The organism is Brevibacillus invocatus (genome assembly GCF_003710915.1).
Lineage (GTDB): Bacteria > Bacillota > Bacilli > Brevibacillales > Brevibacillaceae > Brevibacillus > Brevibacillus invocatus.
Window position 1 is genome coordinate 20020 of sequence record NZ_RHHR01000037.1, and the last position, 21812, is coordinate 41831.

The 21812-nt window shown below is 51.3% G+C and carries 17 protein-coding genes; 14 read left to right on the forward strand and 3 right to left on the reverse strand.

From position 1 onward, the window contains the following. Positions 1–1416: a YheC/YheD family endospore coat-associated protein gene (locus EDM52_RS18705; RefSeq protein WP_122910472.1), complete on the reverse strand. Its 1416-nt coding sequence runs from the start codon at positions 1414–1416 to the stop codon at positions 1–3. A gap of 93 nt (positions 1417–1509) precedes the next feature. Here EDM52_RS18705 and EDM52_RS18710 point away from each other — a divergent pair, with 93 nt between their 5' ends. The 3 genes from EDM52_RS18710 (at position 1510) to EDM52_RS18720 (ending at position 5007) form a co-directional block, all read left to right on the forward strand. Beyond that, positions 1510–2667 carry a DUF445 domain-containing protein gene (locus tag EDM52_RS18710; protein WP_122910473.1) on the forward strand — a complete coding sequence of 386 codons (1158 nt, stop codon included), beginning with the start codon at positions 1510–1512 and terminating at the stop codon, positions 2665–2667. A 209-nt stretch (positions 2668–2876) separates the two neighbouring features. Further along, on the forward strand, positions 2877–4187 hold the full coding sequence (locus EDM52_RS18715; RefSeq protein ID WP_122910474.1) for a DRTGG domain-containing protein: 1311 nt from the start codon (positions 2877–2879) through the stop codon (positions 4185–4187). A gap of 175 nt (positions 4188–4362) precedes the next feature. Next, positions 4363–5007 (forward strand): DUF2087 domain-containing protein, encoded by a 645-nt coding sequence (locus EDM52_RS18720; RefSeq protein ID WP_122910475.1) that lies wholly within the window; start codon positions 4363–4365, stop codon positions 5005–5007. Positions 5008–5159: 152 nt separating this feature from the next. Here EDM52_RS18720 and EDM52_RS18725 read toward each other — a convergent pair whose 3' ends face one another. Next, positions 5160–5477 carry a YtpI family protein gene (locus tag EDM52_RS18725; protein ID WP_122910476.1) on the reverse strand — a complete coding sequence of 106 codons (318 nt, stop codon included), beginning with the start codon at positions 5475–5477 and terminating at the stop codon, positions 5160–5162. A 142-nt stretch (positions 5478–5619) separates the two neighbouring features. Here EDM52_RS18725 and EDM52_RS18730 point away from each other — a divergent pair, with 142 nt between their 5' ends. From EDM52_RS18730 to EDM52_RS18780, 11 genes are all read left to right on the forward strand, one after another. Continuing rightward, positions 5620–9048 carry a DNA polymerase III subunit alpha gene (locus tag EDM52_RS18730; protein WP_122910477.1) on the forward strand — a complete coding sequence of 1143 codons (3429 nt, stop codon included), beginning with the start codon at positions 5620–5622 and terminating at the stop codon, positions 9046–9048. 179 nt (positions 9049–9227) lie between these two features. Further along, positions 9228–10472 (forward strand): NADP-dependent malic enzyme, encoded by a 1245-nt coding sequence (gene ystJ, locus EDM52_RS18735; protein ID WP_122910478.1) that lies wholly within the window; start codon positions 9228–9230, stop codon positions 10470–10472. 78 nt (positions 10473–10550) lie between these two features. Then, complete coding sequence (locus tag EDM52_RS18740; protein ID WP_122910479.1) at positions 10551–11222, forward strand: FadR/GntR family transcriptional regulator; 672 nt, start codon at positions 10551–10553, stop codon at positions 11220–11222. A 76-nt stretch (positions 11223–11298) separates the two neighbouring features. Further along, positions 11299–11481 carry a glutamate decarboxylase gene (locus tag EDM52_RS18745; protein WP_122910480.1) on the forward strand — a complete coding sequence of 61 codons (183 nt, stop codon included), beginning with the start codon at positions 11299–11301 and terminating at the stop codon, positions 11479–11481. Between the two features lie 21 nt (positions 11482–11502). After that, on the forward strand, positions 11503–12447 hold the full coding sequence (gene accD, locus EDM52_RS18750) for an acetyl-CoA carboxylase, carboxyltransferase subunit beta (protein WP_122910481.1): 945 nt from the start codon (positions 11503–11505) through the stop codon (positions 12445–12447). Beyond that, positions 12414–13370 (forward strand): acetyl-CoA carboxylase carboxyltransferase subunit alpha, encoded by a 957-nt coding sequence (locus EDM52_RS18755; protein WP_122910482.1) that lies wholly within the window; start codon positions 12414–12416, stop codon positions 13368–13370. Before accD ends, EDM52_RS18755 begins: the two co-directional genes overlap by 34 nt. A 213-nt stretch (positions 13371–13583) precedes the next feature. Beyond that, a complete protein-coding gene (pfkA, locus tag EDM52_RS18760; protein WP_122910483.1) occupies positions 13584–14543 on the forward strand; it encodes a 6-phosphofructokinase in 960 nt (319 codons plus the stop codon). Positions 14544–14583: 40 nt separating this feature from the next. Beyond that, positions 14584–16338: a pyruvate kinase gene (gene pyk, locus EDM52_RS18765; RefSeq protein ID WP_122910484.1), complete on the forward strand. Its 1755-nt coding sequence runs from the start codon at positions 14584–14586 to the stop codon at positions 16336–16338. Between the two features lie 353 nt (positions 16339–16691). Beyond that, complete coding sequence (nrdJ, locus tag EDM52_RS18770; protein WP_122910485.1) at positions 16692–18953, forward strand: ribonucleoside-triphosphate reductase, adenosylcobalamin-dependent; 2262 nt, start codon at positions 16692–16694, stop codon at positions 18951–18953. Between the two features lie 396 nt (positions 18954–19349). After that, on the forward strand, positions 19350–19781 hold the full coding sequence (locus EDM52_RS18775; RefSeq protein WP_122910486.1) for an acyl-CoA thioesterase: 432 nt from the start codon (positions 19350–19352) through the stop codon (positions 19779–19781). Positions 19782–19841: 60 nt separating this feature from the next. Next, positions 19842–20240 carry an FxsA family protein gene (locus EDM52_RS18780; RefSeq protein ID WP_412850199.1) on the forward strand — a complete coding sequence of 133 codons (399 nt, stop codon included), beginning with the start codon at positions 19842–19844 and terminating at the stop codon, positions 20238–20240. Positions 20241–20323: 83 nt separating this feature from the next. Here EDM52_RS18780 and ytvI read toward each other — a convergent pair whose 3' ends face one another. Continuing rightward, positions 20324–21448 (reverse strand): sporulation integral membrane protein YtvI, encoded by a 1125-nt coding sequence (ytvI, locus tag EDM52_RS18785; protein ID WP_122910487.1) that lies wholly within the window; start codon positions 21446–21448, stop codon positions 20324–20326. Positions 21449–21812 lie beyond the last annotated feature (364 nt).

Genomic DNA, 21812 nt, shown 5'->3' on the forward strand with positions numbered 1-21812 from the left:
TCACCTTCGTCTTTTTTTCTTGCTCGTCGTTTTTCGAATGGCTGCCGAACGTGGAAAGCCACTTACATAGGAAGCAAAATCAAGCATGCGTACGACAGAGGGACGCGCTCTGCGGGGCGGTTCCTCTACTCCTTCGGGGAGCGGGATGGTGTTGGTTGTCTTGGAGGGCTTGCTGTTTACCTCAAGCAACCACACTTGCCCGCGCACATCGACACCCAGATCTACGCCAAATTCGGCATAATTGCCTGGGAGGGCTTCCTCCAGCAGCACGGACAGCTTCAAGGCAACATTCTTCAGGGTTTGGGGCGTGGGGCGGACAGCGCCTGCCCAGGGACCACACAGACGCAAGGCTTGCAGAGGAGTTAGCATCGAGCCACCACGCGACACATTCGAAACGATGCGGTTCTGTCCCAGACGGGCGACCAGTGAAGTGACGGACCATTCACCTTTGCGGTCTTTTTGCACCAGAACGCGAAAATCAGTCGGGCGATTCTGGATGCCGATCAGAGGTAAACCTTGCTGGAGCAAATAAGGTTTGCCTTTTATGCGTTTGTTCAGATATCGGTGCAGTCCAGGTAAACTGGCAAAATGTTTGTTCAATCCGCCGGGGCTGGCCACCTGATAGCCGGTCTGCATGCGACGCACACGCATGATACCACGGCCCATGCTTCCATTGGCTGGTTTGGCATAGACGCTGCGATACTGGGCTAGCATGGTTTGTAGATCATCCTGGCTTTGGTAACGAAGCATGCCGGGCAGATGGGGAGCCGCGGCTTCCTGTTTTTCCAAAGCGGAGTGAACGTGCCATTTGTTCAGGAATCTTTCATTGAAGAACGGGATATTGGCATCTTTGCAGCGCTGTACCCATGCAGTCATAGCATCGCTTCGTTCCCGTTGGCGGGAGACGAGGCGATTGTAAATGCATTGGGGAAGAGGCAGAACCCTCTGTCTCCAGGCGCCGCCTCTGCGAACCAGTCCGCGGACAATTCCCGCATCCCAATTGACATCCTGCAGTCGAAAAGCACAGATGATGCCGCCACGCTTTCGGCTAATGTCCGCAACCTCGTTGAAAAACGGCGTTAGCGGACCAAAAGGGGAGAGCGGATATTGGGAGTTGTACGCGGACACCAAAATACCCAAATACGGGCCAAACACAAGAGACTGCTCGCTCGCCTGGTAATCCACCAGAAGCGGGACTCCCGTAGGCAGATGTAAGGACTGAACCAATGATGGTCGGGCTAGGGTTTGGTTGCTTCTTTCCATGCTGCTTACGCGGGCGCGAACCGTTTTACTTCCGAATTGAACCGTTATTGTCGATGCTGGAAGGTTCCATTTACGCATACGCGCCTGGGGCAGGTAAAGGTCTACTTCCGACTTTGGCTCGTATGCTTGAACGACGGTTGGTACGTAAGACATGATTATCCCCTTCCCATCAGGCATGAAGTTAGTCTATGGTATGAGTAGCCAAATGGTTTGGTGCCATGCTTAGAAGAGAGGTTGTTAGGATTTATGAACAGTTGGTTAATATTAGTAAACATTGCGGTTGGTTCGGCGATTGGAGGAGTGACCAACGAGTTGGCCATTCGCATGCTTTTCCGACCGCTGCGACCTTGGTATATAGGGCGTTGGCGCATTCCCTTCACACCTGGGCTCATTCCAAGTAGACGAGACGACATCGCGATACAAATGGGCAGGTTGGTAGAGGACCATTTGCTGACCACAGAGGGGATCAAGCGGGCCATCACCCAGGGAGATTTGGAGAAAAATCTGGCGGACTGGCTGGATTCCTTCGTCCGGGGTTGGCTGTCGGACGAGCGTACCCTGCGCCAGCTGTTGCTGTCGACCGTACCACAGGTCTTCGATGAACAAGGAAAATGGAGTGATACGGTTCGCACTCCTGTTCTTTTACACTGGCGTGCTTTTGTTGAACGGACATTGCACCAGAACGAAGACCGCACCTTGCGCGACCTGATCGCCCAGGGGGGAGTTGAACGCGTGGAAGCAGCGGTTGCTTCACTCAGTGAAGTGCTGCTGACTCGACTGCGTGGGTATCTCCACTCTCCCCAAGGTCAACAGACCCTTCAAGAGATGATCCGCGGTCTTTTGGGGGGAGGAGGCATGTTTGGCGGACTGGTCGGCATGTTTCTCGGCGACGACAAGATCATGAACAAAGTGTTGCCCTATCTGGATGAGCTACTGCGAAGTCCTGAGCTTTCACAAAAGGTTCATCATTTCTTGAGTCAGGAAGCGGATAAGCTGCTGGATAAGAAAGTGGGAGAGGTAGTGACCTGGCTGGGGCGTGAACAGGTGGACGAGTGGGCCGTGGCTCTATTTTCCAAGCTGGAGGTGCAAAGTCTGCGCTTCATCGATGAGCCGCTGTCTCAAGTGACGGCACCATTTCGGGAGACGATCCTCACGCAGACGATTCCACGGATGGCGGGCTGGATGGTGAGCACGCTGCAAAACAATATCGAGCGCATTGTCAGCAGGATACCGGTGCGTGAGATTGTCACCAGACAAGTAGACGGCTTTCCGATGGAGCGAATTGAAGAGATGGTCATTGGCATCTCAGGAAAAGAACTTCGCATGATTACCGTCCTTGGCTTTATCTTGGGAGGGGTCATCGGGCTTGTACAAGGCTTGCTCGCGCAATGGATCGGTTCATAACTGAAATTAAATTGTAACTCCACTGTAATAATCCTGTAATATTTCGGGGTTATGATAAAAGCACGATGAAAACCCCCTTAATGATATACTTTCTGACGGAGTAGCTGTAAAGCTACCCTTTTTTTTTGCTTCGCCTTCGGGTATATTGTTCGAAGGAGCTAGCAAACGCAGGTGTGGGCGGATGGATGAAGAGAGGGGATTCAGGCGACATGGCAACCAAGCACGAACAAATTTTACAACATATCGATCGCCTTCCGATCGGTTCGAAGATTTCCGTGCGGCAAATCGCCAAAGACCTTGATGTAAGCGAAGGAACGGCATACCGTGCGATCAAGGAAGCGGAGACACAAGGATACGTGAGCACGATTGAACGTGTGGGTACGGTCCGAATCGAGAAAAAACAGAAGGAAAACATTGAACGGCTTACCTTCGCTGAGGTGGTCAATATTGTCGATGGCCACGTGTTGGGGGGAAGGGAAGGTTTACATAAGACACTGAACAAATTCGTCATCGGTGCGATGCAGCTCGAAGCGATGATGCGTTATATTGATGCGGGCAGCCTCTTAATCGTGGGGAACCGTTATCAGGCACATAAAATTGCGTTGCAGCAGGGTGCTGCCGTACTGATCACCGGGGGATTTGACACGAGCGATGAAATGAAGCAGCTCGCGGATCGTCTCGCACTGCCGATCATTTCCTCCAGCTACGACTCCTTTACAGTGGCCTCGATGATCAACCGGGCTATCTACGATCGCTTGATCAAAAAAGAAATTGTGATGGTGGAAGACGTGCTGAAGCCGCTGGCAGAGACGCCGGTGCTGCTCACCTCCGATTCAGTCGCGAAATGGCATCAGTATACAGAGCTGTATCAAGACACCCGTTTTCCGGTTGTGGACGAGCAGATGCGTTTGATCGGGATCGTCACCTCCAAGGACATTATTGGCCATGAAGAGACGGCTACAATCGACAAGGTGATGACGAAAAATCCGATCACGACTTCACCGCGTGTATCTGTCGCATCCTCTGCGCACATGATGGTCTGGGAAGGCATCGAGCTATTGCCTGTCGTAGACAATTACCGTAAGCTGGTGGGGGTACTGAGCCGAAACGATGTGCTGAAGGCCCTCCAATTTACAGCCAAACAGCCGCAGATGAGTGAAACCTTCCCGAATCTGATCATGTCCCATTTCCGCGAAGAGAGGCAAGCGGATGAACTGACGTATATTGGAGAAGTGACACCACAGATGACCAACCATCTCGGGACGATCGCCAGCGGAATCATGACCACGGTTATGGTGGAGGCTGCCTGTAACCTGCTGCGTCATCATCGCCGCGGCGACATGGTGCCGGAGAATGTAACCGTCTATTTCCTGAAGCCGGTACAGATGGAAAGCCAGATTCAGGTGAAGCCGCGACTTTTGGACATTGGTCGCCGCTATGGAAAAGCCGAGGTTTCTGTCTATCACGGGGATCAGATTGTGGGTCAGGCGATGATTGCTGCCCAAATTATTGAGCGTTAAAGACCATTCGAATAATGAAAGGGTAGCTTTACACAGGAGATGACAAGCCTGTGTGGAGCTGCTCTTTTTTCGCCTTCTGCGATGTGGAAATTGACAGGGAGAGGCCCCTTCTACTACACTATAAATTAGATAATCATCGAATTAGGTACTCGGATGAGCAGGAGGAGAATGTCACTTGCAGCTCGATCAACTGGTTTCGTTTTATAAAGCAATGGGAGACACGACGCGAGTCCGAATCCTGGCGATTTTGGCCAATGGACCACTGCACGGACAGGCACTCGCGGGAAAGCTCGGGGTGACGCCGCCGACGATCACACATCATATGGCAAAGCTGCGGGAAGCAGGTCTGGTATACGAAAGACGGGACAAGAATACCGTCTACTTTTATCTGCATGAAGCCAATGTGAAACGGCAATCACAAGCGATTGTAGGCGTGCTGGATCGGGCGAAGAGTGGAGCAGGAGATTCTTTGTTCGCTGACACGGATGCGGAAACAAGAGGTGAGAGAGGAGAAGAAAACAAGATGGCCGTGGAAAGCATACAGGTGATTCGGTCGTTTTTTACAGCCGAGGGCAAGCTGAAGCAGATTCCGGCGCAGCGCAAGAAAAAACTGATCGTGTTCGAACATATCGTGCGTGGATTGAAAAAAGGGCACAAGTATACCGAGAAAGAGATCAGCGATTACATTCGCCAGTTTCATGAGGATTATGCGACGATTCGGCGTGAATTCATCATGAACCATTATATGTATCGCGAGGACGGGGTCTATGAGTTGAATCCGGAAGAGATGTGGGCAAAGCCGGAGAACCAGCGGAAATAAAAAAGGACAACCGTCGGCACTGCACTCGGGTTGTCTGAAGCATTAGGATGTCACACACGCTCATTATAGCGTAGGAAAAAGTCATTTAGCCAGAATAAACAGATGGTAATACAGGAAAATAGCATCCAGCAGGCAAGAGGGCGGACGACCAGTCAGCTCCCTTTATTTTTTGATGCTTCCTCTTGCCAAGCTCTGCGATAGCGAAAAAAGTTGCGAGAGCCCAAAAATAGATTCATAGCCCCTACAAAAATCAAGACCAGGGCAACCACAATGCGTATCGTATCCAGCTCTTCAAAGGTAAACTGATTGAATCCAAGCAAGCTGACAAATATCCCTAAGCAGACGTTCATTTTTCCGAGTGTCATGCGAGACTCCAGCGGGTGAATGCCGCGTCTGCGCGCTGCCATGCTGAAATAAACGCTGGCTACCAGCGTAGCGAGAACTCCGGTCAAGAAAAAGGCTTGCCACATGTGAAAACGTCATCCTCTCTAGCAATCTTGTTTTATCCTATCAAATGCCGAGATAGCAAACAAGTAAAAGAACACTCGTTCCCCACTTCGAACAGAATTACGCTATAATAGAAAGAACGGATTTCAGAGAGGAAGGAAAACGATGACCGCTTTTGTCCATTTGCACGTGCATACGGAATACAGCTTGCTGGATGGAGCAGCGAGAATCGAACAGTTGGTAGCGCGTGCAGCGGAGTTGGGCATGCAGGCACTGGCGATTACTGACCACGCCAATCTGTACGGAGCCATCCCGTTCTACAAAGCGTGTCGACAGGCAGGGATCAAGCCGATCATCGGAATGGAAGTTTACCTGATCGAAGGAAACCTGCAGGATCGGGTCCGAAATGCTCCGCAGCCCAATCACTTGGTCCTGCTGGCTGAAAATGAACAGGGCTACCGTAGCCTGCTGCAAATCGCCACGATTGCTCATACAGAGGGCGACTATATCCTGCCGCGCATCAACAAGGAAGTGCTAAAGCGACACAGCGCGGGATTGATTGCCTTGAGCGCCTGTCGTGAAGGGGAAGTAGCGCGTCTGTTGCTGGCTGGTGATGAGAACGGAGCAAAAGGAGCGGCAAATTGGTACCGACAGGTCTTTGGCCAGGATAACTTTTTTCTGGAGCTGGAGGATCATGGGCTGGAGATTGAGCGCAGGCTGAATACCCGTCTTGTTCGGCTCAGTGAAGAGACAGGGATACCGCTGGTTGTTACCAACAACGTTCATTATATATACCAAGAGGATTACGTCTTGCACGATACGCTGCTGGCGATCGGAGAAGGCAAGACAGTGGGGGAAGAGAATCGCTTTCGTTACGAGTCAGATCAGTACTATGTAAAAAGCGCGGAGGAGATGGCGGCTGCTTTTGCCTATGCGCCGCAGGCTTTGGCCAACACGGTCAAGATCGCTCAGCGCTGTGAGCTGGAGTTTTCTTTTGGGTCGCACATCTTGCCGGAATTCCCGCTGCCTGTGGGGCAAGAGCCGACACAGTACCTGCGGGAGCTGTGCGAGCAAGGCTGCCGGGAGCGCTACGGGGAGCTCACGCCGCAGGTCAAAGAGCGACTCGACCACGAACTGTCCATCATCACACGGACAGGCTTTACGCACTACTTCCTGATTGTCTGGGATTTCATGCGCTATGCCCACGAAAAGGGGATTCCGACGGGACCAGGCCGCGGCTCGTCTGCTGGCAGTCTCGTCGCTTATTCCCTGAAAATTACCAATGTCGATCCGTTGCACTACAACCTGCTGTTTGAGCGGTTTCTCAATCCGGAGCGGGTGACGATGCCGGATATTGATATCGACTTTTCCGTGGAGCGGCGAGATGAAGTGATTCATTACGTGGCAAACAAGTACGGTCATGACCGCGTGGCGCAAATCATTACGTTCGGGACGATGGCTGCGCGGGCAGCAGTACGTGATGTAGGGCGAGCTCTGGGCTTGTCCCTGGGGCTGGTGGACCGGGTCGCGAAAATGATTCCGCAATCGCCTGGCATGACGATCGACAAGGCGATGCAGCTAAATCCGGATATCGGTAAGCTAAGTGCAGAAAACAAGCAGGCGGCTCAGCTCATCGAAGCCGCCAAGGGCGTAGAGGGACTGCCGCGCCACGCGTCGACGCATGCTGCGGGAGTCGTCATCTCGCGTGAACCTCTCACACAGTACGTACCGTTGCAGACTGGACACGAAGGGCTGGCGCTCACCCAGTATCCGATGGAAATTCTCGAAGAAGTCGGATTGCTGAAAATGGATTTTCTCGGATTGCGCAACCTGACGATCATTCAAGAGGCGCTACGTCATCTCAGAAAACTCGGGGTACAGCTCGACCTGGAAAAAATTCCGACCAACGATGCGAAAACCTTCCAGATGCTCTCACACGGAGACACAACTGGTGTCTTCCAGCTTGAATCTGCCGGCATGCGCAATGTCCTGCGCGAGCTGAAACCGACCGATCTGGATGATATTATCGCCGTTTTGGCCTTGTACCGTCCGGGGCCGATGGAGATCATCCCGCAGTTCATTGCAGCCAAGCACGGGGAGAGCCAGGTAAAATACGCGCATCCGGTGCTTGAGCCAATCCTGGGCGAGACTTTCGGCTTCATCATCTACCAGGAGCAGATCATGAAAATCTCCTCCTCCCTTGCCGGTTTCAGTCTGGGCGAGGCCGATATTTTGCGCCGGGCTGTGAGCAAGAAAAAACGGGAGCTACTCGCTGAGCAGCGGGAGAAGTTCGTCGCAGGCTGTGTCAGACAGGGCTACGGAGCCGAGCTTGGCAACGAAATCTACGATTTGATTGTCCGCTTCGCAGATTACGGCTTCCCCAAGGCCCACTCGGTCGCCTATGCGATGATTGCGTATCAGATGGCCTATTTGAAAGCCAATTATCCGCTAGCCTTTATGGCTGCCCTGCTCTCCCTGTCCATCGGTAATCAGAGCCGGATCGCAGAGTATACAGAAGAGGCGCGGCGTTTGAAGCTGGCTGTACTCTCTCCCGACGTGAACAAGAGCGAAGCATTTTTTACGGTAGAGCAGGATGGAATTCGCTTTGGCCTGGCAGCTGTGAAAAATGTCGGCTACGGGGCGATCGAATCCATCGTCAAGGAGCGCGCCAATCGCCCTTATCGAGACGTATTTGATTTCAGTGCACGGGTAGATGGGAGACTGGTCAATCGGCGCGTGGCAGAATCGCTCGTCCTGTGCGGGGCGCTCGACTCCTTGCCCGGGCATCGGAGCCAGCTTCTGGTCCTGCTCGATGAGGCCGTTGGCAAAGCGACGAGCAGACGGGTGGAACGGGATGCGGACCAGTTGAATCTGTTTGCCGGAGAAGAGAGCGGAGCTATTGTGCGTGATCCGTCGGAATATCCGGAAATCCCGCCGTTTTCGCAGGCGCAGCAGCTGCAGGAGGAGCGGGACCTGCTCGGGGTGTACATCTCGGGACACCCGCTGGATCAGTACGCACACTTGTTCAATCGTCCAGAGGTATCAGCTATCGCCTCATTGGTAGAACAGCCGAGAGACAAGACGGTCAAGGTATTCGGTATGGTCACTAACGTGCGGCGCATTCAGACGAAAAAAGGAGATCCGATGGCATTCGTCACACTGGAGGACAAGACGGCGCCGGTGGAAATCGTCGTCTTTCCGCAGGTGTATGGCAAACACGCCGAACTGTTGGAGAAAGAGCGCATGCTGATCGCCGAGGCACGTGTCGATCATCAGGACGATACGGTCAAGCTGCTGGCATCCAGGTTCTGGGACGCAGATACCCTGCCGCAGGCTTCGACAGAGCTGGTATTGTTTGTCAAAATATCACCGGACCAGGAGCGGGATTCGACTTTGCAGCAGCTTCAGCGCTTGTTTGTCGAAAAAAAAGGAACGATTCCCGTCATTTTGTACTACGTAGGAAAAAAACAGACCATTCGCTTGCCGGATGAAAATCGCGTTCATGTAGATCCATCATTTTTGGAGCATGCGCGAGAAATTTTAGGTCCTGATAGCGTAATTACGAAAGAAATGCCTAAAAATGGGGGAGGATGATCAATGTCCTCCCTTTTTTGCCTTTTTCAGCAGGTTTACAGGACAACGGGTTTTGTTATAATGGGAGCATAATCAAAAAAGTGGTCAGACCACTTCTGATGAAAAAGCTGGATGAATGATCCGAGAGTACAAAACAAGCAAATTAACAGTAAAGACAAACGCGAAATGGAGTGGTTATGGTGTCCAATCTCAGAGAGGAAGCATTGGAACTTCACAGAAAGCATCAGGGGAAACTGGAGGCGGTAACGAAGGTGCCGGTTCGAAACGCGCGCGACCTTAGCCTTGCCTATTCTCCTGGCGTTGCAGAGCCATGCAAAGAAATTTTTGACGACAAGTCCAAAGTTTATGATTATACGATGAAGGGCAACCTGGTCGCTGTAGTCAGCGATGGAACAGCAGTACTCGGCTTGGGCAATATCGGTCCAGAAGCTGCGATGCCAGTCATGGAAGGAAAAGCCGTTCTGTTCAAATCCTTTGCAGGTGTAGACGCATTCCCGATCTGCTTGAACACGACAGATGTGGACAAAATCGTGGAAACAGTCAAATTATTGGAGCCTACCTTTGGTGGTGTAAACCTGGAAGATATCGCAGCGCCTGCATGCTTCGAGGTAGAAGAGCGTCTGAAAAAAGAAACCAATATTCCGATCTTCCACGACGACCAGCACGGTACAGCGATCGTGACGGCAGCAGGCCTGATCAACGCATTGCGCGTTGTTGACAAGAAGCTGGAAGACATTCGTGTCGTAGCCAACGGTGCAGGGGCAGCAGGTATTGCCATCATCAAGCTGCTGGTATCGATGGGCGTGAAGGATGTTATCATGTGCGACACTAAAGGTATTGTGTACGAAGGCCGTACCTTCGGGATGAACCCAGTGAAAGAAGAAATGGCAAAAATCACCAATCGTAACAAGCTGCAGGGTGAACTGGCTGACGCAATGAAAGGTGCCGATGTATTTGTTGGCGTATCCGTAGCAGGAGCTGTTACAACTGAAATGGTGAAGTCGATGAATCGTGATCCGATCATCTTCGCGATGGCCAACCCAAATCCTGAGATCATGCCGGATGACGCAAAAGCGGCTGGCGCTGCAGTAGTGGGTACTGGACGTTCCGACTTCCCGAACCAGGTAAACAACGTACTGGCATTCCCTGGCATCTTCCGCGGAGCATTGGATACTCGTGCGACTCAGATCAACGAAGAGATGAAGCTCGCAGCCGTATATGCGATTGCCGACCTGATCGCGGCAGAAGAGCTGTCCGCAGACAAAGTCATTCCAGTGCCATTCGATGCACGTGTGGCTCCAAATGTTGCAGCTGCGGTAGCAAAAGCAGCGATGGACAGCGGCGTAGCGCGCATCACGGTTGATCCGGAAGCGGTGAAGGAAAAGACCAAAAAGCTGACTGCGATTTCGTATCAGGAAGTGTAAGAAACGACCTCCGGGTACATACCACGTGCTTGCCCCGGGATTTCACTTGAAGCAGGCAGTAGTAGAGGAGGTTTTATCGTGCTCGACTCTTCCCAAGAGCGAAAGGTATACGAAGAAATTCTCCTGCACATTCACCAGATCGTGCAGGAGAATAACCTGCGTGTCGGTGACAAGCTCCCGTCCGAACGAGAGCTGTCGGAGAAGTTGGGTGCAGGACGGTCCTCCGTCAGAGAAGCATTGCGTGCACTGGAGCTGTTGGGGCTGATCGAAACGCGCCGAGGTGAAGGCACGTTTCTGAAACACTACAGACATAATCGATTGATTGACATTTTGGGCTTTTTTATCCTGCAAGATGGAAAGTCCAAGAAGGATTTGATCGAGATGCGCCGAATGTTGGAGCTGGATGCTGTACGTCTAGCTTGCCGTCGTGCCTCGGAAAAGCATTTTGAGGAGATGGAGCGGATTCTGGCGGCTGCCGAGGAACGGATCGGGCGCGGAGAAGTACCGGCGGAAGAAGATTATCAATTCCACCGGGTCATCTGTCGCTCCAGCCGAAATTCCATCCTTCACCGGATCTGGGCGCCGTTAGTCGAATACAGCAACAGCATTCGTGTCGAATCTCTGTCTCGTGAGGGCAGGGCGAGCACGGCCGTGCAGGAGCATCGGGAAATCATGGAGGCAATCCGTGCAGGAGATGTGCAGGTAGCGGTCGAGAAAATGCGACAACATTTGGAAAATAGCAAGCTCTGACAACCATTTGCGGCTGGCGTCAGGCCTGTGATATGATGATGCAGACCTGTATTGGACGATCGAGGAGGAAGCCAGCATGTGGACGGTCATCTACATCGCTCCCAGCGCAAAAATAGCAGAACGGATACAGCAACGTTTGACAGATGAAGGATTCCTGGTAAAAGTTCGTGAAGCGAAAGTCTCCAAGCAATACGAGATACTCGTTCCCGAAAGCGAAGTTCACGAGGTCCAGGAAGTATTTGGCACAATCCTTCGCTGAAGAGAAAGGTGGGGTGCAACGGTGCTTAAAGACCTTTTTGGCAAAAAGCGAAAATTTGCTACCGTCCCGTCGGAAACTCTCTCACGTGTCCCCGCTTCTGGCAATCAAGCGAAAGAAGCGGGAGTGCGTGAAAAGGAAGTTCCCGAAGGACTAATGAATAAATGCCCGCACTGCGGAACCATTCACTACTCCAAGGATTTGGATAAAAACCTGCGCGTTTGCAAAGGATGCCAGTACCACTATTCCATGTCTGCGCCTGAGCGCCTGGCTGCCATCCTGGACGAAGGCGTGCTCACAGAGGAATTCGATTCCGAACTGATCACCTCCAATCCGCTTGGTTTCCCGGGGTATTTGGAAAAGCTGGAGCAGGATATGGAAAACACCAACCTGAACGAAGCCATTATGACAGGTGAAGGACTGCTAGGCGGCAATCGCATCGTCATTGGAGTGATGGATTCACGCTTTCGTATGGCGAGTATGGGTTCTGTTGTTGGTGAAAAAATTACGCGTGCAATTGAGCGGGCGATCGATAGACGTCTGCCCTTTGTTCTGTTTTCAGCCTCAGGCGGGGCCCGGATGCAGGAAGGTGTCCTCAGCTTGATGCAGATGGCCAAGACGAGTGCTGCTTTGTCCCGTCTTGATCGGGAGCGGTTGTTATTCGTTTCGGTATTGACCAACCCGACTTTTGGCGGTGTTTCGGCAAGCTTCTCGTCATTGGGCGATTACAATATCGCAGAACCGGGTGCCATGATTGGCTTTGCCGGACGTCGTGTCATCGAGCAGACGATCCGCCAGGAGTTGCCAAAAGACTTCCAAACAGCGGAATTCTTACTGCAGAACGGACAACTTGACATGGTGGTTCACCGTAAGGAAATGCGTGCCACGCTCACGAAGCTGGTAGAGATGCACACGTCGCGGGAAGGAGTGGAAGCATGGCAGGAGAGCTCCCCTTTGAAAAGCCATTAGTAGAATTGCACGACAAGATTAAGGAATTGCGCCGTTTTACAGAAGAAAAAGGCATTGATTTTTCCGATGAAGTGAAGCGCTTGGAGCAAAAGGCGAAGGAGCTGGCCGAACAAATCTACGGAAACCTGACGCCTTGGCAGCGCGTGCAATTGGCGCGCCATCCGGAAAGACCGACAACCTTGGACTATATACAGCTTCTTTTTACTGATTTTATGGAAGTGCATGGAGATCGTCTGTTTGGAGATGATCAGGCGATTGTCGGCGGAATTGCCAAGCTGGACGGAAGACCAGTGACGATCATCGGACATCAGAAGGGCAAGGATACCAAAGACAACATCCGCAGAAACTTCGGGATGGCACATCCGGAAGGCTACCGCAAAGCGCTGCGGATCATGGAACAGGCGAACAAATTCGGCCGACCAATTATCTGCTTTATCAATACGTCAGGTGCGTATCCGGGAAAAGCTGCAGAAGAGCGCGGCCAGAGTGAAGCGATCGCCCGCAATCTGCGCCAGATGGCCACTTTTGGTGTGCCGATCATCTGCGTCGTCATTGGTGAAGGCGGCAGTGGCGGTGCACTGGCAATCGGTGTGGGGAACCGGGTCTTTATGCTGGAGAATTCCTATTACTCCGTGATTGCGCCGGAAAGTGCGGCTGCTATTCTCTGGAGAGATTCCAGCCTGGGCATGCGCGCAGCAGAAACGATGAAGATTACCGCTCCGGACCTTTTGGAGCTGGGTGTGATCGACGGCATCGTGGAGGAGCCTTTTGGCGGAGCGCATCGCGATTTGATGATGCAGGCAGGACTAGTGAAAAACCTGCTGGTGGAGCAACTGGAACAGCTCAGTCAAATGACACCAGATGAATTGATACAGGATCGTTATGAGAAGTTCAAAAGGATTGGAGAGTACGCCTCCCTGTAATGTGCAGGGGGCGTTTTTTGGCTTTTTTCTGCAAGGATTATCTGCTACAATCGTATTCGGATAAAGTATTTTACAGATCTTTGAAAAAGTATGACACAAAAGATGTATGAGTATAACAGATATCGTTTTTTTACTAATACAGCATGTTTCAAAGGCAATTTAGTACATACTGATGCCTGTTTGTGACATGCTATGTGGATGGGAGGAGATCGCGTGGAAAGAATCGCCGTACTGACCAGTGGGGGAGATGCCCCGGGCATGAATGCCGCCGTAAGGGCTGCTGTTCGTCGTGCTGCCTATCACGGTGTGCAGATGTATGGGGTATATCACGGATATGAGGGCTTGATGAGCGGGCACATTGAGGAAATGTCGCTAGGCTCTGTAGGTGACATCATCCAGCGTGGGGGAACCATACTGTATTCTGCTCGCAGCGAGGCCTTCAAGACAGAGGAAGGTCAGCAAAGAGCCGTGGATCAGCTGCACCAGCAAGGGATTCAGGGATTGATCGTCATCGGAGGAGATGGTTCGTTTCGCGGCGCTCAAAAGCTGACGGAAAAAGGGATCCCTACGATTGGCGTACCTGGGACGATCGACAACGACATTCCATGCACCGATTTTACCATCGGTTTTGATACGGCATTAAATACCATCGTCGATGCGATTGACAAAATTCGCGATACGGCTACCTCCCATGAAAGAACGTACATCATTGAAGTCATGGGACGCGACGCCGGTGATCTGGCGTTGTGGGCAGGGCTTGCCGCTGGTGCCGAGTCGATTATCATTCCGGAAGAAGAGCAAGATATGGAGGATATTCTCGAACGTCTTCACGCTGGACAGCGGCGCGGGAAAAAACATTCCATTATCATCGTGGCAGAAGGTGTCGGCAGTGCGACTTCCTATGCCGAGGCCATCACGAAGGCGACGGGATGGGAGACGAGAGTCACTGTATTGGGACATATCCAGCGCGGAGGTTCTCCTACAGCGATGGACCGCATGCTGGCGAGCAGGATGGGTGCAGCTGCTGTGGATCTCTTGCTCGAAGGAAAGCGGGATCGCATGGTGGGCATCCAGAACAATCAGATCGTGGATGTGGATTTTAAGGAAGCATTAGCGAAAAAGCATCAGTTGGATCTATCGATTTACCAGTTGGCTAGAACGCTGTCCATATAGGAATTGTGTTTGGCAGGGAGCATAGAGGAGGCAGATTGTAATGTTGAGGAAGGCAAAAATTGTATGTACGATAGGACCCGCAAGCGAATCGGTTGAAACCTTGAAAAAGCTGATCCATGCAGGGATGAATGTGGCCCGGCTCAATTTTTCGCACGGTTCACATGAGGAACACGCTGCTCGGATCACCAATATCCGCCAGGCTGCAGAAGAGGCAGGGAAGCCGGTCGCGATCTTGCTCGATACCAAGGGGCCAGAAATCCGCACAGGTACGCTGTCCGTAGATGCAGTCGAGCTGGTCGAAGGAAACCGCATCGTACTGACAACAGAGGAAGTAGCAGGAACCGCTGAAAAAGTCTCCATTACTTATGACGAGCTGCCAGCAGATGTCGCTCCTGGTGACACCATTCTGATCGACGATGGTTTGATTGGGCTCACCGTCGAGCAGGTTCACGACAAGGATATTGTCTGCCTGATCAAAAACGGCGGGACATTGAAAAGTAAAAAAGGCGTCAACGTGCCTGGAGTCAAAATCAACCTTCCAGGGATTACGGAGAAGGATGCTCAAGATATTGCATTTGGTATTGCACAGGGCGTTGATTTTATCGCGGCATCCTTTGTCCGCAAGGCTTCTGATATTCTGGAAATCCGTCAGATTCTCGAGCAGAGCAATGCTCGCATCGATATCATCGCCAAGATCGAAAACCAGGAAGGCGTAGACAACGTAGACGAAATCCTGGTTGTATCCGATGGGATCATGGTAGCGCGCGGTGACCTGGGTGTAGAAATCCCGGCAGAAGAAGTACCGCTCGTCCAGAAGCAGCTGATCAAAAAGTGTAATGAACTGGCCAAGCCGGTCATCACTGCGACACAAATGCTTGATTCCATGCAGCGCAACCCTCGTCCGACAAGAGCGGAGGCAAGCGACGTGGCCAACGCAATTTTTGACGGTACCGACGCGATCATGCTATCCGGGGAAACAGCAGCGGGCAAATATCCGGTAGAGTCAGTAGAAACGATGGACCGGATCGCCCTGCGCGCTGAGCAGGAGCTGAATTACAGAGAAATTCTCTACAAACAGGCGCAGCTGAAACAGGTGACTATCACGGATGCGATCAGCCAAGCGGTAGCCAATGCGGCGCTTGATCTGAATGCAGCAGCGATTATTACGGCAACAGAAAGCGGTCATACGGCGCGGATGGTGTCCAAGTTCCGTCCGAAAGCACCGATCGTAGCTGTCACTCCGCATGCGAGCGTAATCCGCCGTCTGTCGCTCGTAAACGGCGTCTATCCAGTTCTGGGGGAGATGGCTAATACAACGGACGAAATGCTGGACAGGTCTGTGCAGGAGTCGCTCCAGAGCGGCTACGTGCGTCATGGAGATCTGGTCGTGATCACAGCAGGAGTACCTGTTCGTGAGGTGGGAACGACCAATCTGATGAAGATTCACGTGATTGGAGATGTAGTGGCCAAAGGACAGGGGATTGGTCGCAAGGTCGTCACCGGCAAGGTCGTCATAGCCAGATCCGCTCAGGAAGCGCTGGAAAAGACGGAGGAAGGCTCTATTCTGGTCACCATCGGTACGGACTCCGATATGATCAAGGCGTTCGAAAAAGCAGGGGCAGTCATCACCGAAGAGGGTGGGCTCACCTCACATGCGGCGATTGTCGGTCTGAATTTAAACGTTCCTGTCATCTTGGGAGTGAACCTCGCTACCGAGATTTTGAAGGAAGGAACCGTGGTCACGGTTGATTCTGGCCGTGGACATATCTATTCGGGACATGCACGTGTGCTTTAGGTAGAAAGTATCATTTTTCATCCGAAAGAGAAGAAGGGTGACAATCGGTCATCCTTTTTTTCTTGGCCGTTTTGCTGCCTGTAGATCATGCATAGCAAAAGTTACCAGGGTACAACGGGGTATTTTAGCGGATGCATGCAGGCAGTGAATCTGGTAAAATCGTTCGGTAACTCTCAAAGGTTGAAAGAGTTAAACTAGTAAAAAGTACCTGATTTGTTGTCAAGCATTATTTTACTAGAGACACAACATATAGTGTTGTCGAAAATTATTGCGCACTATATATTGAGAAAGCTATTGAGTTTTCCGGGGAAAAAGAGTTAACTAGATAGTATAGATTTTAAGGAGGAACCGATATGCTGGCCACTGAGACGATTACCCCAACGCGTTTTCTAGGGGATGATTTTTTAGCGAAATACCCAGATTTTCCTTTGCATATGAGTCCATTGGGACAATTTGTTTACTACCGCACTTATTCCCGTTTTATTCCTGAGTTAGGTAGAAGAGAAACCTGGAAGGAAACATGCCGTCGCTCGGTGGATTACAATATCAAGCTTGCTTATCAGCACCTGAAAAAAATCGGGATGTATGCAGACATCCGCAAGCTGGAGGAAGAGGCAGAAGGATTGTTCGACAACATGTTCAACCTTCGTCAGTTTTTGTCTGGACGCACACTGTGGGTTGGGGGCGCGGAAAATGGCGTTGCCGATCTATACCCATTGGCGAACTTCAACTGCTCTTTCCTGAATATCCGATCCTGGGCTGATTTGGGCGACCTGTTTTATTTGTTGTTGGTTGGTACAGGTGTAGGCTTCAAGTGCACGAAGGAAATGGCTGCAGGCTTGAGCCCGATCCGCACCAATGTCACTCTGCTTTCTTCCGAGTACAAGCCCTTGCCAAAGCATCAGCGCCTGGAGCGTTCTGAGGTCAACGTACTGGACAACGGCTTTGCCAAAATTTACGTTGGGGACAGCAAGGAAGGCTGGGTAGAGTCCCTTCGCCTTTACCTGGAAATCCTGACGGAAAAAGAATATGAAAATATCCATACCGTGAAAATTTCCTACAACAGTGTACGTCCAAAAGGTGAGCGCCTGAAGCGCTTCGGGGGTACTGCTAGCGGACATGAGCCACTTCGCGAAATGTTCGAAGGAATCGATAAAGTGTTGAAAAACCAGATTGATCAGCATCTGGAACCGATTGTGAGCGATGAAAAGGGCTACGGAAAAATCCGTCCGATACATATTCTCGATATCGGCAATCTGATTGGAGCGAATGTCGTGGTGGGCGGCGTGCGCCGAACTGCGGAAATCTTCCTCTTTGACCATGACGATTACGAGTGCATGATGGCCAAATACGGAATCAACGGCTTCTGGACAGATGAACAGCTGGCTCATCACCGCCGTGTAGGGGAATTGCTGGGCGAAAACAAACCGGTCTGGTTTGACACGATTCAAAAAGTTGGCGACGGCCGCAATGGTCTGGATCACCGCCGGATGTCCAACAACTCCATCGCATTCATGAAGCAGCCGTCCAAGGAGTTCCTGCATCTGGTATTTACACTGATGCAGCTGGAAGGGGAGCCAGGCTTCGTCAATCTGGAGGAAGCCAACCGTCGCCGTCCGAATGCAGAAGGTCTGAATCCTTGTGCGGAAATCCTGCTCGATTCTTACGGCGTCTGCAACCTGACGACTGTCAACCTCGTGGAATTCGTGAAGAAAAGCCCAGATGGCTCGCACTATCTGGATTTGGATGGTCTGTTGGAAGCACAGCGCAAATCAGCTCGTGCTGGCCTGCGCATGACGCTGGTGACGCTCGAACTGCCTCACTGGGATGTCGTGCAGCAGCGTGACCGCTTGCTCGGTACGTCGCTGACAGGGGTTAAAGATGCGCTTGCTACATTGGGCTACAGCGATGCACAGGAGCTTGAGCTCTTGCGTCTATTGGGTGATGCAGCGCGCGATGAAGCGGATCGTTACGCGTATGAGCTGCGCGTCAACTCGCCACTGCTGGTTACGACTGTCAAACCAGAGGGAACGCTCTCCCAGGTAGCAGGTGGCGTTTCCAGTGGACTGCACTGGTCGCACTCTCCGTATTATATTCGCCGTATCCGCATCAACGCTGAGGATCCGTTGGCAAAAGCGGTACAAGCCCTCGGCTGGACCGTGAATCCTGAAGTGGGAACACCGGGCGATACCCATGAAGAACGGATGGCCAATGCACGTACCCTCGTTATTGACTTCCCTGTTTCTTCGGGTGCTAAGGAAACGAAGAACGAGGTAAGCGCGAAGCGTCAATTCGATACGTACTTCCGTTTCCAAAAGGAGTACACCGAGCATAACTCCTCCAACACCATTACCGTGCGTAAGGAAGAGTGGAGTGAAGTCGAAGACATCGTCTTTGACAACTGGGATAATTTTGTCGGCGTTTCCTTCTTGCAGCTGGATGGAGGAAACTACCAGCTCGCTCCGTACGAAGCATGCTCGAAGGAAGAGTATGAACAGCTGAAAGCTTCCATGAAGGCATTCGATCCTGCGATTCTGCAACAGTATGAAACAGGCCGCGATGCCGATCTGTCTACTGCTGAATCCTGCGAAGGCGGAGCTTGCCCGATTCGCTAAATACACGCTGTACAACATACAAGGGTGTTTCACAGATAGCTTGTCTATCTGCGGAGCACCTTTTTCTTGCCGTTTCGGTTTGATCCAGCCGCAGTGGAGGTCAGGAAACAGGAGAAAACGCTCCAGCTTCTTGGGCTACCTGCACAGGAGATTCACTGCCCGACTCCATGAATAAAACGAAACCGCGTCCAAAGCAGCCGCCTCCATGGAGCCTCTCAGGGGTGGACGCTTAAATGCGTGTTTCGTTTTTTTCACTCCGTCTCGGTGGGTACCCCAAAGATCTTCGCTTTTCTCTCCCCCACTACAGCATGGTTTACATTAAAAAGCGAACAGATCTTTTCATAGAACTGACAGGCTATGGTAAAATGAAAGTACAGAGAGAAAGGGGCGATCCAGTTGAGTCCGATCATCCATACCCACCAGTTGCGCGTCCGTTACGGAGAAACCGACCAGATGGGCGTCGTCTATCACACCAATTACCTGAACTGGTTTGAAGTAGGGCGTACAGAATTGATACGCCATGCAGGATTGACGTATCGACAACTCGAGGAAAAAGGCATGCTGCTCCCACTGACGGATGCAAGTCTTTCCTATAAAAAGCCAGCTAAATACGATGATGTGGTAGAGATTCGAACCACTGTCGCAGAAATCAGCCCGCTGCGTCTTACCTTCGCCTATGAAATTTATCGTCTGCCGGAGGAAGAGTTGCTCGTGACAGGCAAAACGATGCATGTCTTTACCAGTACAGACCTGAAGCCGATCCGATTGCCAAGATCGGAGCCAGAGGTTTATCAGTGGTTGGAGAGCCAGCATCGAGGAGAAGAATGACACGAAGAGTATCACCCTTTGCACGTACATGATTGATTCTGAATAAAAGGAGGGGATGCTATGCTGTTTCGCATCCTCATCGTCCTGTTCATCGTCGTTCCTGCCATAGAGATATGGGGATTGATCGCGGTTGGGAAGGTCATCGGCGGATGGAGTACGGTGGCATTGGTTATCCTGACAGGTATTGTTGGCGCTTGGCTCGCCAAGCAGCAAGGACTTCAGGTATTCCGGCTGGTGCAGCTGCAGCTCTCCCGCGGACAAATGCCGACCGAAACCTTAATGGATGGAGTGCTGGTGCTCATCGGCGGCATCATGCTGCTGGCACCCGGATTCTTCAGTGACGTCTTCGGTCTGATCCTGCTGATCCCATACACTCGCATGATCATACGTCACCTTTTGAAGCTGTGGCTGTGGAGATTGATTTCTTCAGGAAGAATCCAGCTCTTTTTTCGCAGATAGACTAAGACAACATGAAAAACCGCTTGAACCAACTACATGCATTGGTCAAGCGGTTTTTTGCAAGTTTGTAGAGTTTGTAGACATCAGCCTGACTTGATATATCGCCATACATCAGAGAAAACATCAGCCTTCACCAAGGCATTGATCAGCACGAGTGCGACAGGTCCGATAATCAAGCCCAAAAATCCAAACAATTGCAAGCCCACAAAAAGCGCAACGAGGGTCAGCAATGGATCAAGCCCGACGTTTTCAGCAACGACTTTTGGTTCGATGACCTGGCGGAAAATGAGCACGACACCGTAGAGAATGGACAAGCCGATGACGAGGCTGTAGTTTCCTTTAAAAAAGAGGTAGATGATCCAGGGCACAAATACCGTACCTGTTCCCAGATAAGGCAGGAGGTCGACAAGTCCTGTAATCAGTCCGATCGTGATCGCGTAGTTGACGTCGAGAATCAAAAGCCCGATGATGACGATCGCGGCTGTCAGGGAGATCAAGGTAATCTGTGCTTTTATGAAACCGACCAGTGCACCCTTCAGATCGTTGAGGACTTGATCCAGACGGCTGTTTACCCCATTGGGCAAAACCCGCTGAAAGCGTTTTTTCCAAACATAGAAGTCCTTGGAGATAAAGAAGGCAGCAATCAGAGAAATCACGGATACCGTCGCCATATTTGGCAGTGAGACGATCAAATTCTTCAGCCCGTTCAGGAAAGCGACGACCCAATCCTGTGCAGTCTGGGTGATCGAGGAGATCCCGCTTTGGATGGTACTGTCAACCTTGTTCTTAAACTCCGGGTCCAGGTGAGTGTACATCCATTGTATCTGATCGTATAGCCCCATGAGGAAATCCTGCGAAATCGTTCGTTGCAGGTATTCTCCCAATTCTTTCGTGACTCCTGGAAGTAGCTTGGCAAGCTCATTGATCTCACTGACCGTCTGAGTCACGATCAACGTCGCAGCTCCAATCATCAGCAGCATCAGCACGAGCAAAGCCAGAATCACCGACAACCAGCGGGGAAACCTGAATTTTGCCGTCATAAAATTGACAGGACGATTGATCAGGAGCGCAATGAGTAAAGCAAATATAAATGGGTAAAGTAAGGGTGTTCCGAACTTAAAGAGCAAAAAGCCTGCGTAGATAACAAAGCAAATCCATAGAAAACGAATGATTTGAAACAAGCGTTCCAACCAGTTTTCTCGGTTCAAGAGTGCTCTCCTCTCTGACAATTGTGCCGATGGTATGTACCTATTTTCTATTATGCAGCAAGCGGGTTATAACGGGCAAGTTATGCCGAAAAACAAAACTAAGTTTCACCCTTTGAAACATTTTTTCGCTTACCTTATTCACAAAATCGCAATAATCTTTTATAATTGGGTCGAATTAAGGTGGATTCTGTAACTCGCCATGCGAAAGTGGAACGTTGCCATATGGTCTTCTTTTCCCTTGCCCTGACTGAGAGAGAAATAAGGTCAGGAAAGGATTTGCGTGGAATACATTCCCAGACATGAGTGGTGGGTGAAAGAAACCGCTGCTTACAATTTCATAGAACCGTTTTAGACTGTTTTACCG